At 37.9% G+C, this 13,720-nt stretch carries 14 protein-coding genes; 4 read left to right on the forward strand and 10 right to left on the reverse strand.

Annotation, left to right across the window (positions count from 1 at the left end; genetic code table 11):
• The first annotated feature begins 58 nt into the window (after positions 1-58).
• The 3 genes from CHB71_RS05230 to CHB71_RS05240 all read left to right on the forward strand — a co-directional run bounded on the left by CHB71_RS05230 (position 59) and on the right by CHB71_RS05240 (position 2,071).
• Entirely contained in the window at positions 59-502 is a 444-nt protein-coding gene (locus CHB71_RS05230; RefSeq protein ID WP_089355848.1) for a PAS domain-containing protein, read from the forward strand.
• Between the two features lie 164 nt (positions 503-666).
• On the forward strand, positions 667-1,062 hold the full coding sequence (locus tag CHB71_RS05235; RefSeq protein WP_089355849.1) for a DUF1987 domain-containing protein: 396 nt from the start codon (positions 667-669) through the stop codon (positions 1,060-1,062).
• A gap of 106 nt (positions 1,063-1,168) precedes the next feature.
• On the forward strand, positions 1,169-2,071 hold the full coding sequence (locus CHB71_RS05240) for a type III secretion system effector protein (RefSeq protein WP_089355850.1): 903 nt from the start codon (positions 1,169-1,171) through the stop codon (positions 2,069-2,071).
• A 2-nt stretch (positions 2,072-2,073) separates the two neighbouring features.
• Here CHB71_RS05240 and CHB71_RS05245 read toward each other — a convergent pair whose 3' ends face one another.
• Positions 2,074-2,553, reverse strand: a complete 480-nt coding sequence (locus tag CHB71_RS05245) for a hypothetical protein (RefSeq protein WP_089355851.1) — start codon at positions 2,551-2,553, stop codon at positions 2,074-2,076.
• Between the two features lie 165 nt (positions 2,554-2,718).
• Here CHB71_RS05245 and CHB71_RS05250 point away from each other — a divergent pair, with 165 nt between their 5' ends.
• Positions 2,719-4,326 carry an ABC-F family ATP-binding cassette domain-containing protein gene (locus CHB71_RS05250; RefSeq protein WP_089355852.1) on the forward strand — a complete coding sequence of 536 codons (1,608 nt, stop codon included), beginning with the start codon at positions 2,719-2,721 and terminating at the stop codon, positions 4,324-4,326.
• A gap of 49 nt (positions 4,327-4,375) precedes the next feature.
• On the opposite strand, the gene CHB71_RS05255 is transcribed toward CHB71_RS05250, so the two are convergent.
• The 9 genes from CHB71_RS05255 to CHB71_RS05295 all read right to left on the reverse strand — a co-directional run bounded on the left by CHB71_RS05255 (position 4,376) and on the right by CHB71_RS05295 (position 13,717).
• Positions 4,376-7,099, reverse strand: a complete 2,724-nt coding sequence (locus CHB71_RS05255) for a TonB-dependent receptor (protein ID WP_221406678.1) — start codon at positions 7,097-7,099, stop codon at positions 4,376-4,378.
• A 65-nt stretch (positions 7,100-7,164) separates the two neighbouring features.
• On the reverse strand, positions 7,165-7,959 hold the full coding sequence (locus CHB71_RS05260; protein ID WP_089355854.1) for a PP2C family protein-serine/threonine phosphatase: 795 nt from the start codon (positions 7,957-7,959) through the stop codon (positions 7,165-7,167).
• A gap of 9 nt (positions 7,960-7,968) precedes the next feature.
• A complete protein-coding gene (locus tag CHB71_RS05265; RefSeq protein WP_089355855.1) occupies positions 7,969-8,436 on the reverse strand; it encodes a chemotaxis protein CheX in 468 nt (155 codons plus the stop codon).
• A complete protein-coding gene (locus CHB71_RS05270) occupies positions 8,426-8,800 on the reverse strand; it encodes a response regulator (RefSeq protein ID WP_089355856.1) in 375 nt (124 codons plus the stop codon). Before CHB71_RS05270 ends, CHB71_RS05265 begins: the two co-directional genes overlap by 11 nt.
• The gene (locus CHB71_RS05275; RefSeq protein ID WP_089355857.1) at positions 8,797-11,400 is read right to left on the reverse strand and encodes a nitrate- and nitrite sensing domain-containing protein; all 2,604 of its coding nucleotides are present in this window, start codon (positions 11,398-11,400) and stop codon (positions 8,797-8,799) included. The genes CHB71_RS05270 and CHB71_RS05275 overlap by 4 nt, the downstream gene beginning before the upstream one ends.
• 15 nt (positions 11,401-11,415) lie before the next feature.
• Entirely contained in the window at positions 11,416-11,778 is a 363-nt protein-coding gene (locus CHB71_RS05280; protein WP_089355858.1) for a response regulator, read from the reverse strand.
• A 78-nt stretch (positions 11,779-11,856) separates the two neighbouring features.
• On the reverse strand, positions 11,857-12,453 hold the full coding sequence (locus CHB71_RS05285; RefSeq protein ID WP_089355859.1) for a hypothetical protein: 597 nt from the start codon (positions 12,451-12,453) through the stop codon (positions 11,857-11,859).
• 78 nt (positions 12,454-12,531) lie between these two features.
• Positions 12,532-12,894 carry a response regulator gene (locus CHB71_RS05290; protein ID WP_089355860.1) on the reverse strand — a complete coding sequence of 121 codons (363 nt, stop codon included), beginning with the start codon at positions 12,892-12,894 and terminating at the stop codon, positions 12,532-12,534.
• A 4-nt stretch (positions 12,895-12,898) separates the two neighbouring features.
• Positions 12,899-13,717, reverse strand: coding sequence for a CheR family methyltransferase (locus tag CHB71_RS05295; RefSeq protein WP_089355861.1), 819 nt, complete (start codon positions 13,715-13,717; stop codon positions 12,899-12,901).
• Between the last annotated feature and the right edge of the window lie 3 nt (positions 13,718-13,720).

Below are 13,720 nucleotides of genomic sequence, written 5' to 3' on the forward strand. Positions count from 1 at the left end.
CCTATTTGATTTTAAGTATTCTAAGGATATCTATACCTTTAAATAATCATAGCTGATCATGGAGCCTCATCTAGATATTGATAAATTAAATGATGCATACATTGAAGGAGAGGAAAGCTATCAACTTTTCATAGAACCTCTTGAGGTTGGTGTTGGGGTGTATAATTCAAATGCTTCACCCATCGCTTGTAATCCTGCTGCTTACAAATTATTGGGTCTCTCAAAAGAGCAGTTTATGGGAAATACAGCAATGGATCCATACTGGAAAGTAACCCACGCAGATGGAAGTAAATTTGAAACGTATGACTTTCCAATTGTAGAAGTAATTACAAGCTACAAGCCAAAGCTTGGTGTTATCATGGGGGTCTCGCGTCCGCTGTTAAACGATAAAGTATGGTTGGAGGTAAATACACATCCGGTGCTAAATGCGGATGGCACCATCCATTATGTTTTTTGCACGTATAAGGATATTACAGAGAAGTTTAATGAATCACTGGATTGAATAATTCCAAGTTCACTTATAAACGAATGAAGCTAAGCATCAACAATGGAATGATGTGAAGAATTAATCACCTGACTAAACGAGAAAATTGATCAATTCACCTAAAATGATTTAGTACTTCCCGAAATTTTTATTCTCTTTATAATTGAGATTAAATCTTCACAATGGAACCCATTAAAATATATCCAACACGAACCACACCAGCAGTACTACTAGATCCAAACCGGGGTGTTTTTAAGATGTATGGTAGGTCAAGTCCTGAAAATTCAGTGCAGTTTTATGACCCAATCAGAGTCAACCTCACAAAAATACCGGGAGAGAAGGTGGATGTTCGAATCAAGTTGGAGTATTTCAACACTAGTTCCTCCAAATGCATTTACGATCTTTTAAAGGAAATCAAAGCTTTGCGCGACAAAGGAAAAGACGTGATTGTGAGGTGGTACTACGACGAGGATGATGAGGATATGTTGGAAGCTGGCGAAGATTATAGTGATCTATTAGACCTTCCATTTAAGTTCATTGAGTATCATCCGAAAGATGAATATCAAAAGACTGCATAAAATCTTCTTTTTTACAAAAACTCGAAATATTCTTCTAAATCATAATCGGTAGCCAATAGATGTCCGTATCAAATAAGTAAAGGACAAAACTCTTAGGACTACTTTTATGAAATTTAGCAGGATACGTACTTTTTGGGTCCTGGCACTTCTTGGAGCAATATGTGTTTCAGCGCAAGGCCAGTTTAGAAATATACTGAAGCCTCAGCAAAGCCCCATTCACGAATTAAGAATTAAAGCAGATGAAGAATATCTGTCTAACCAGCGAGATAGGTTTAGATTAAAAAGTCCATTAGGGCCACAGGCTCATCTACTCAGAGCAAACTCTTACAAAAAAATCGAAGACAAAATTCGCCGTGAAAAGCCATGTGGGTTTTGGATAAAATCTCATGGAGACGAATACTTGTATAAGAATCAAGAGCTTTATGTTTCAAACATAAAAGGAGAAATACTTGGCAGAGCTAAAAAATGGAAGATCAACAAGAAACTTCGAAAAACATTCAGAGCTCTTAGGCAGCTTGAAAAGAAATCTCAGTATGCACGTAACATTATCCAAACATTACAATATTCTGAGAACAGATTTACTCTCTCAATTGTCAAATGCATCGATAGCTATACCCTGTTCCCGCTACAGAATGACAAATACGGTGTTTTAAATAACAATGCGTATGCCTTTCAGGTAATGGAAAATGACCAGTTATTGGTAGATTATGCCCCTTTTGACAGAATAGGAAGTGGTGCTGAAATCAGGTGGGAACCGCGTCACAAAAAGATGAAGCTAGCTCACGAGCTTGCACATGCTTATGATGCCAACTTTGGATTACTCGATGATCGCCTTATTAAATCAAATGGCAACATTATGCCAGCACGGGAAATACGCGCACTATTCCATGAGAATATGATTCGAAAAGAAATGGAAAGGAATTTAAGAACCAGAATAAACAGCGGCGAAGCATGGTTGGCATTAGGAGTACCTTATACCTATCCATTACCCGTAACTGCAAGGTATTGAAGCTATTGCGCTGGTAATTGCTTTGCAGAATATATGATTTTATTCAGTTGAGTTGTATCTGTACAGTTGATATAACCAAATACATAATCTCCATAAATATTTTCTTTCCAATGCTTTTGATCTTCTTGCTTTCCTCCTACGCTGATTGTATCCTTTTTACTTCTTGCATTTGAATATGAGTCTACTCCTATTGCATGCCGGTTATCGAAATTAAGTGATGACCCATTATAAATATCTGATGTTACATACAGAATGGAACCATTAGCCAAGCTGATTCTATATTCGCAAAACTGATATTCAGTCCTTAAACTTTCAATGGTATAGTCTTCAGGAATACTCAAGTGAATAGCCTGATATCTTAAATCATCACCGCAATTCGTAAAATTGAGTTTTACCTTTTCCGACAAGGCTGTAGTCTTAGCGTTCGGTAGTGTAACGCATCCTGCTACAGCAAATAGTACGACTATAAATCCCCCTCTCATTAACTTGATAAAAGTAATGATAAGAAAATGATCTACTCAACAAGGAATCTATTTTTAGAATAAGAAAATGAACTCGAGTGTATTAAAATTATTTTGCTTATTGAAAATTCTGTTTTATACCTATTTTATTATTAATAACTTCGCGGCACTATTTAAAGCAGTCTTATGATCTCTACAGAAAATGTTTCCCTTCAGTACGGCAAACGCATACTTTTTGATGAAGTAAACATCAACTTTACACCCGGTAATTGCTATGGAATAATCGGTGCAAATGGTGCCGGAAAATCCACCTTTCTTAAGATTCTTTCAGGAGAGATCAGCCCTAATTCAGGTCGTGTGAAAATTGAGCCTGGAAAGAGAATGGCAGTCCTAAAACAGAATCATCATGAATATGATGAAACTGCGGTTCTGGACACTGTGATGATGGGCCATAAAGAACTGTGGGATATAATGAAAGAAAAGGATGCTATCTATGCTAAGCCCGATTTTTCAGAAGCAGACGGTAACCGGGCATCAGAGTTAGAGGCCCAGTTTGCAGATATGGATGGATGGAATGCAGAGCCAGACGCAGCGGCATTGCTTAGCGGTCTTGGTATTGTTGAATCAGATCACTACAGGTTAGTTAAAGAGTTAAATGGATCGGAAAAAGTGAGAGTATTGCTTGCTCAGGCGCTTTTCGGCAATCCTGATATCTTAATTCTGGACGAACCTACTAATGACCTTGACATACAGACCATCTCCTGGTTAGAGGATCATTTGCTTGAATTCAACAATACATTGATCGTGGTTTCTCACGATCGACACTTTTTAGATACCGTATGTACACACACAGCTGATATTGATTTTGGTCAAATCAAACTATACACCGGAAATTACTCATTCTGGTATGAGTCTAGTCAGTTAGCACTAAGTCAAAGATCTTCTGCCAACAAGAAAGCTGAAGAGAAAAAGAAAGAACTCCAGGAATTTATTGCTCGATTTAGCGCCAATGCATCCAAGTCAAAACAAGCAACAAGCAGGAAAAAATTGCTGGATAAGATCAACGTAGAGGACATTCAACCTTCCAATAGAAAGTACCCGGCAATTATTTTTACGCAAAACAGACCTGCCGGAGATCAAATTCTTGAAACTAAAGGCTTGAGTAAAGAAGTAAACGGTGAATACCTATTCAAAGATCTGGATCTCTTTGTAAATAAGGGCGATAAAATAGCTGTGGTAAGCAATGACAGTCTCGCTGTGACTTCATTTTTTCAAATACTGATGAATGAGCAGCAAGCAACTTCTGGCTCGTTCAAATTCGGGCAAACAATAACCCATGCCTATTTGCCAAATGAAAATTCGAAATATTTTCAAACGGATGAAAACCTGATCGACTGGTTAAGAAAATATACAGATGATGAAGAGGATAAGGATGAAGTTTACATTCGTGGGTTTTTAGGCAAAATGCTCTTCTCCGGGCAGGAAACATTAAAGAAATGCAATGTACTTTCAGGAGGTGAGAAAGTGCGATGCATGCTCTCACGCATGATGCTTCAAAAAGCCAATCTATTGATACTGGACGAACCAACTAATCACCTTGACCTGGAATCAATTACGGCGCTTAATAATTCATTGAAAGAGTTTCCCGGCACCATACTCTTTACATCCCATGACCATACATTTACTCAAACGGTTGCCAACCGTATTTTGGAATTGAATCCAGATGGGTATCTGGATACCTTAAGTACGTATGATGAGTACCTGGAGAAAAAGAAAGCAATGGAAATGGCATAAAAAAAGTCGTTCCTTTAATCAGGAACGACTTTTTTACTTCAAGTATATCCTAGAAATTAAAACCAATTCTTCCAAAGAAATACGCCCCATCTGATCCCATCTGAACAGAATCTGACAGACCTCCTTGATCAGTCCACGCATCAAATTGTGGTGTAGGGTATGTATTGAAGATGTTGTTCCCTCCTAGTGTGAATCTGAAACTATCAGTAAACGAGTACGATAAGCTCAGATCTACTGTTGTAGCTGCTTCATATACATCTGTAGCTACAGGAAACAATGCATCAGCCTCAGCTTGAGTGGTGGCTGGCGAATCAACCCACTGAAAATCTTGTAGGATTACTTCACTAAATTGAGTTACAAACAAGTTCGCGCTAAACTTATTAAGTGTATAGCTAACCCGTGCACCAAGTTTATGATCTGGTGCTGCTGCTTTTAAGTAGGCTTGAGAAAAAGGGCCAAAAAAGGTGAACTCATTCAAGTTACCATTCTTGATTTTATCAATTTTCAACTTGTTGAAGTTTCCGGAAACACTCACATCTAAATTACTGTTAGAGGCTAACTCATACTTATAGCCTACTACAATATCGACTCCCTTGGTGTTAGTGTCTACTCCATTGGCAAAAAACTGTGCTGCATCCACTCCAAGACCAAGCCCTGAAGCATCAAAGTTGTCTGTCAGCACAATTCTATCATCAACTGAAATGGAATATGCGTCTACAGTCATATTAAAACCACCGGAGTTATAAGTGAATCCAATGGATGTATTGATGGCTGTTTCCTCCTGTAACGGGCCAATGCCAAATGCCTTTGTCACTGTGCTCGTATTAGCAGATAATAAAGAAGGAACAGATGCTCCTGCTACAATATTGTTGAATATCAAGTTGTAATGAATCTGAGCCAGTGATGGAGCACGGAAACCTGATGAAACAGACCCTCTCAATGAAAGGCTCTCATTTATGCTATAACGAGATGCCAGCTTAAAATTGAAAGTTTCACCAAAATCACTGTACTTTTCAAATCTCAATGCACCTCCAATAAGGAAGTCGTCTGATAGGTTAATTTCGCTATCCAGGTAAAGTCCCAAATTTGTTCTACCTCTGTCCACTACATTATCAGGACTATACCCCGGAAATCCCTGAGAACCACCTGGTAAATCATCGCCATTGGTATCTGTAGCAGGAGACTGATCGGCTGGATTGCGAATGGCTACACCATTATTGTCATATAAAGCATATGATCCCTCCTCGCCAGCAAAAATGGTAAAACGTTCAGTTCTATATTCCATACCATAAGCAAGGTTAAAACCTGCAGCTATGTCCTTATAGAATTTATTGAAATCCAGATTAGTTACATTTTGTGAAAGGTTGTGCCCTCCTGCATCAAAATCCGTTGGAGAAGCTGCTTTTAATGACGCATTGTTTGTTTCCACTATGTAGTAATGGAAGTTATTCTTCCCATAGGTATTACTAAAATCTACGTTCCACCCATTATCCATTGTATGTCTGAAACCTGCGGATGCAGAAACATCGTTAATATCTGATGTAATGTGTGGGGTAAACCCATTTGGATGCAAGCTTGGTACGGATCTATTATCTCCATTCGCAAAACTATCTCGTGAAAATGCATGTGCATCTGTGTGTCGGAAGCTCCGCCCACCAAACGCATAAAAACTAGTCTGTTCACTAATTGGAACCTCTGAATTGATCATGAAATTGAAACCATCCACAGCTGCTGTTCCGTACCCCTTTCGCCATGAAAAACCTGGTCTAAGGGTTCGATCTTTGGAAAGAAACTCCGTTGTGATATTAGCAAAGCCACCTTTCTCACCTATTGGTAAACCATAGTTGAAGTCCATTTTATAGGTATTGCCATCAAAGCTTTTATTTTTTCCATCAAGTCTATTCTTTCCCTCGACGTTGAATAAAGTTTCACCGGTTTCCTCTTCCCATCCTTCCCCAATCGCAGTACTGTAAGCTCCGTAGGTTACGCCTCCTGAAACACCTTCATCATTTCGCAAAACAATGTTGATGACACCTGCAATCGCATCTGACCCATATTGAGCTGAAGCTCCATCTCTCAGGATTTCAATTCGCTTAATGGCCGAAGCAGGAATAGCATTTAAATCCGTGCCGGAATTGCCTCTACCCCTGGTGCCAAATACATTTACTAAAGAAGATTGATGCCTTCGCTTGCCATTGATTAAAACTAAGGTCTGATCCGGTCCCAGGCCTCTTAAGGAAGCAGGGTCTATATGATCCGCACCGTCTGATCCTGACTGCTTAGTAGCATTGAATGATGGAGCTGCATATTGCAATATTTGATTGATTTCAACCTTTCCATTGGTGGCAGCAACATCTGCAACATCTATCACATCAATCGGAACCGGGGAATCGATTACCGTTCTGTTTTGATTTCTGCTGCCAACTACCACAATTTCAGAAAGTTGCTCTGCAGAAGGCGCCAGGGATAAATCGTATGTAGACTGTGATGCAAGCACTTCAAAAACCTGCCGTTCATAACCAACATAACTGACTTCAATTCTATCACCAGCTTTTGCATTAAGTGTATAGATCCCATCGACACCAGTAACATCCCCTGTGGTTGTTCCTTGAATAACTACAGTAGCACCGATGATTACCTCACCAGATTCACTATCCACAATTTTGCCACTAATGGTTTTTGATTGTGAAGCAGCCAAAAAACTACTCAACCCTAAGATGGACAGAAGTACGATACGAATCCTGCTCATCGTTATTTGTAATAATCTCTTCATATTTATAATTATTTAGTTAGATCAAACAGAATCTAATATAAATTATAAACAAACAAGAATAATATTTATGCTTTAAAGCCGATGACCATAATATCATCGTTTTGACGGTTGGCTCCAGTCCAGGTTGCCAGATATTGTTCTGTCATAGACTTTTGTTCAGACATGGCTACTTTTCTTCTATCACGTAGAAATTCTCCGAACTGATTGGTTGTGATCTTCTTAAAATCTGGACCTCCAATTAGGTTAAACACACCGCTACTGCATAGGTAAAAATTTGAATCCTTAGTGTTTTCCAATGATATAGATGTATAGCTGGAACGATGCTCCCCAGTCTCACCTACCTGGCTTTTTTCACCTGTAATAATTTTTATACCTGTTCGATGAACCTGCAATAAATCCATGTTTGCCCCGGCAAATTCCATTGCCTTGGAAGTAGTATTGAGTTTTACAATCCCGACGTTTGCATTGGTGTTGAGTAGTATATTGTTTTTATCCTTGAATCGAGCCTGTACTTCTCTGTGCAAAAATTGAAGAATTGACCCGGGAAAATCAATGGAATATCCATCAACCATCTTTTTAAGTGCATTCATGTATATTCGGATCATCATGCTAGCCAGATGACCTTCACCGACACAGGTAAATAGCGCTAAATAGACATCATTACCGTTACTGTGAAGCCAATACCCGTCACCTCCTACTCTCCCTTTTGGTTTGTTTATTACGAAGGCATCTGAAAAAAACTCCATGAGCATTTGCTCCTGAGGTAACACAGAAAAGTAGTTACGCCTGGTACTATCCTCAATCTTATCAAGATTGACGATCCAATTAGATTCATTTACCTTTTTACCTGATTCACTCATCACAAATCCTTAATCTAAACCTAGTACAACAAAAGCCTCATGGTTATTCCATTTTATTGGAATGACGTACATGGAAACATTTTCAGGAATATTTAATTCCTCCGGCATACCTTCAAAAACTGTAGGTACTGAGATCATAAAATTTGCGCCAAGGTTGGCTCGAACGTTACCAGCTACAACGTTGGAAATTTCCCCAGCCATATCTAATATATCTTCTTCACTAGGGTCTTCTATTCCAATAAAAAGGTTAATTAAATCCGCAAACATTTCTCTATTAGCCGATATATAGACAAACCCTTGCCTGCTTCCGGATATCCCAATCATTCCAGTAAAATCCTTAAGCACCAGCCCATCAGACTCCTTTAAGTAAGGAACCTTCATATCTGAGTCAATCTCTGTGAGATGCTTGAAGTAATTGCTCACAGAATTAATGAACAAATTGCACGTTGCTTCGAATTCTTCTTTCCTACTCTCCATCCCTTTTCAATAATTTATCAAATGCCCTGGACAGGTCATCTGCATTTACAGGTTTATACATAAACCCCCTGGCGCCTCTATCTAAGGCGATGAGGCCAGTAAGTTTATCTGCAAGTGCAGTAATAATCATCACTTTGGTTTCAGGATTAATTTTCATTATTTCCTCAAGGCAAGCTATTCCGTCCATCTCTGGCATAGTGATGTCAAGTGTCACCACATCGGGTTTTTTATCCATCACCATTTGAACGGCTTCTACTCCATTAGCTGCCTGACCAATGATTTCCATATCGTAATTTGCCAGGTTTTTTTCGATTGTTCGCCGCATTACTGACGAATCATCCACTATTAGTAATCGCTTCTTCATTCCTCAACCTTCTTGGTGTTAATTATTGGTAATTTGATAGTCATTTCGAATGACTTGCCAGGAGTGGAGGTGATTTCGTAAGCGCCTTTGTATTCATCAATAATTGACTTAACCAAATGCATACCCTGGCCTCTGCCAGCGTGTTCATCTGATTTATCAGATGTTGAAAATCCTTCATGAAAAATGAGGTCAATAACTTGTGAGACTTCCATTTTCTTTAGCTGTGTTTCAGTAACAATACCATGCTCAACAGCCATATGCTTAATGCGATCCATATCAAGCCCTCTTCCGTCATCTTTATAACGGATAAACATCTCTTCATCCGATTTGGATAATTCAATAAGAATCTCCCCCATAATAACCTTCTTATCATTCATTCGGACACTAGGTGCCTCAATGCCGTGGACGATAGAGTTTCTTATAAGTTGAATCATCATATCCTTGAAAGGATTGATATATGCTTCTGGAAGAATGACATTCTCAATATTATCAAATGTCACATTCACGGTTTTACCAACTTCTCTTGCAATCAATTCAGCTCCTCGTTCCAGTGAATCAATAACCATAATATTAGATACCGAATCACCCTCAGCAGGAAATTTTTTGTAGATATTGATGATCTTATAAAGCATTTCGGCTATCTCCGCAATCATACGATCTGCTTCATCTACTTCATATAAAATGGCTAGGAAGTCTTTACCTCTGACATCCTTAGATTGAAGCTCTGTAATGCCGTCTTCAATTTCATGAAATTTATTAGCCATAAGTTCCATGCCGATTACAACCGCATTTCCTTTGAGGTTGTGAATAATATCAAAAGTAAAACTCAGTAGCTCAGAGTATTCATCCTTATCATTTTTCTCATACTTCTCAGAAATGCTCTTTAGCATTTTACGAGAATTGTGAAGAAAGCCACGTAGAATGGAAGGATCAATCTTAAGAATGCTTAACACTCTTTCTGTCTCTTGCTGTTTCTTCTTCTCAGCCTCGCTCAAGTGCTGCTGAAGTAAAATCGATTCGGTTTCATCTGAAACAGTGACCATGATATTTTGAATCTTATCCTTTCGAAAGATTCTTGTGAAGTCTACACGGATATATTTGGTAGCTACGATCCCATTGTTTTCCGTATGAATCTTTACTTGATCAATAGGGTTCAGCTGATTTACTACCTCTTCATCCATGTCTTCATTGAAGAGGTGGCGCATAAACATTTCCAATGCTTCTAACTCTCTTGGCAAGATGAGTGGGCGCATGAAGTTTGAAAAGTTTTCACCAGCAATCCGGTCATTGTTGAAGATTTCTTTCATTGCTTTTGAATGAAATTTTGAAATCTTAAACTCTTTATCAAGCAGGAAAATACCCTGCTCTATATTTTCAAAAACCACAAGCGAAACACCATAGATATTCTTATATAGAAACTTCGCTTTGTCGCGTTGTTTTCGTAGTTCAAAGTGAGACTTCTTGATCTCAAAGACCATTTTATTAAAAGTATTGGCATATTGACCAAGCTCATCCTTTGTTGGAATCACTACTTTTTTGCTCATATCCCCGGCTGAGATTCTTCTGGTATAAGCTTCAAGAATTTTTACGTTCTTGAGAAGGTTTGTGACCAATGTTGTCATCAACCAAAACGCGATGATGCCGATGGTTATGTCAAGGATAAGAAAGGTCCAGAAATTTTGAACAGAACGTTTTGCTATAACCTGAGTCTTTGTCTGAATATTGTCAGACATATAATCCTCTACTCTTTTAAGCAGGTTAATTTTGGTTGTGCTAGCCTCATACCAATCATCTGGATTTTCAGAAAGTGTATCATTGGCAAAAACAACCTCACGCATTCTATTTACCTCCTCAACTTCATCTCCCTGTACGATTTGATTGTAATAGTCTATTGATTCTTCATTTGCAATAATGGTAAAGGCATCCAAATAAGAATTTTGACTTGAAACTAAAGTTGTAAAGCGATTATAAAGATCAAACCCAATATGATTATGAGAAAATGCCTGAGTGCCGATTGCTCGCTCAATACTTGCATACTCTTTTGATTTCAAAAAGTAAATAATTGCATGGATCTGTTGTGCTACTTCTTTATCTCTTGTTTCATCTATCAGCTTAATTACCGTATTTAATGCAATATTGTTAACCTCTGAAAATCTATCTATTGATTCTTCAGAGCTGATTCTATGCTGGTCAATACTTTTTCTAAGGGCTGCTATTTTGTCAAAATGGGCATTTAATTGATCCAGGTCTGTGCGGTGAAATGTCAATAATTCATCAAGTTCACCGCTTGAGAGTTCGTTGTAGTATTGCTGAAGCGTACTATCTGTTCGCTCCCTTTGCCTATTGAGTTTAATACCGAAATTATCTCCCTCATTGGCCAAAAATCCGGAAGAAATACTTCTCTCTTTTTGTATTTCATGAACAACATGATTGATTTCAATCCCGACAGTGATCGCCTTGTTTAGTCTGACACTATCAGAATAATCAAGGTAATGATACCTTACCTGTAAGTAATCGAATGCCAAAATGATAACGATGAGCGGAATAATAATTACCGCAAATTTTTGGCGAATAGGTAAATTGGTTAGTCGCTTTATCATAGAAGTTGCATAAAACTATGCAAGTACTTTTTCTACTACCTTGAGTAAATCCTCTTCGGTAAATGGTTTAACAATATATTCTGAAGCCCCGAGTGATAGTCCTTTGTTCACCACTGTTTGCTGGCCAACTGCACTTACCATAATTACTTTTGATGGTACTTCTTCATCCTTTAATACTTTAAGAATTTCAAACCCCATCATGTCAGGAAGAATATTATCTAATGTAATCAAATCTGGCTGTAATTGCACAGCTAAATCAATGGCACTTTCTCCATTTTGGGCTTCACCTACTACCTCAAAGCCTGCACCTTCCAATGCAGACTTTATCAATGACCTCATATAAATAGAGTCATCTACAATCAATACTGTCTTGCTCATTTTTCTTTTTATTACTGTTTTATCACTTAATTAAATTTATCACTGCTATAGCAGTACGATTAGGGTGATAATGAGTAGCTAAACCAGGTCCTTTATTTTATCCACAAACTTATTGTGAAATACCCAAATAAAGTCTGGACATATATCTAGTTCTTTTCCATGCAATACGGCTTTAAAATGAATCATTGATTCAAATTCGCTGGATTCTTTATCTATAAAATCATTTAGTTCCGTTGCTTTAAGCACCTTCAATGATGGCACATTTCCATAAATTTCAACTCCCAAAAAATTAGAAAACTCGGTGATAACTGCTGCTGAGACCATATTATCAATCTCGGTAAGAAAACCTAACTTCATGATCATACTCTCTTTGGAATCATCCTTTACTATTTTTTCAGGCAAACATGCTTCGTAAAGTTTTGACACCTCTTTTTCAGAAAATATTAAATGGCTGGTTCCTTTTAGCTCTCCCATCAATTCTGTTTTAATAAGGTGAACATCCTGGTTGGCGCCACCAAATCGACTGGTCTCTAATTCAGCATTTACATAATCAATCTGTTCGATACTCACAGGACTTTGAAGTATTTGCTCCATTGATGCTTTCGCCATGGAAAGCCCATCAAATATCAGTTTGGTGGCTACCTTCATTTCAGAGTCGTTCAAATCTGCTATCATCTTCTCAATTTTTAAGTCTTAGTTGGGCTCTCAAAATAATTCTTTATTCTAAATCTCAGTTAAATTTTAGGTGAACTGTTAAGTTTCTTCATCGAGTCCCCTCAAAATACCGATTAATTCTTCATTGTCAAATGGTTTTACCAGGTAATGTTTTGCGCCATTCTCCATTGCCTCTACAATAGCAGATTGCTGTCCTACAGCACTTATCATGATTACTTTTGATGTAAAGTCGTCTGTATTAATCGTTTTCAATACATCCAAGCCTGTCATATCCGGCAAAATATTGTCTAGCGTAATAACATCAGGATTTAATTCAAGCGCAAGATCTATGGCTGATTCGCCATTTTTGGCCTCACCGACCACTTCATACCCATTGTCATGAAGCAACGAACGCAAGCTTGATCTGATGTATGTTGAGTCATCTACTATGAGTACTCGCATGGTCTTACTGTTTTGTTTCGTTTAATTTCTTATAAATACGAGTGCGTACATCATAAATTCCAAACTTTGTCTTACCATAGTCAGGCATGATGTCGTAATAGCCAATGATCAAATAGCCATTGGGTTTCAGGCAGCTATGTAAAAGATCTAAGACTCTTCTTTTAAGCGAATCATCAAAGTATATCATTACATTTCTGCAAAAAATGATATCATACGTATCATTCATCTGCTCCATTACTAGATTGTGGCGTTTGAAGCTCACATTTTTTGTGTATTTGGTTTTAATCGTTGCATGTTTATCATGAAAGTCGAAATAGTCACTCATTTCACGATTTGGAAAAAATTTCAGAAACGGAACCAAATACTGCTTTAAGGTTATCAGGGAATAATCACCTTTTGTAGCTTTTGCAAGTGCTGTCTTACTTAAATCAGTTGCTATTAATTTTGTTTTATTTAGCAAATTTAGTGTCTCAAGTACGATATTCATTGTATAGACCTCCTCGCCGGTAGAGCATCCTGCATGCCATATTTTCAGTGACTTGTTTGGTATCTCTGGGATAATTTCACCACGAAGTTTGATCCATACATCAGGATTTCTGAATAACTCAGTCAGGTTCACCAGTAAGTCATCAATCGCATTTTGAAAAAATTCATTGTCTTTTAAAACCAAAGACCACAACTCAATGATGGAATCCATATTGTTCTTGAGCATCAGTCGTACTATTCCTCGTTTTAAGGAGGACCGTTCATAGTTTGTAAAGTCTAATCCATAACGATTGTTTATAGCTTGCATAAGTGCTGTAAGCTCCTCATCGCTAATCATATC

The organism is Ekhidna lutea (assembly GCF_900188325.1).
Lineage (GTDB): Bacteria > Bacteroidota > Bacteroidia > Cytophagales > Cyclobacteriaceae > Ekhidna > Ekhidna lutea.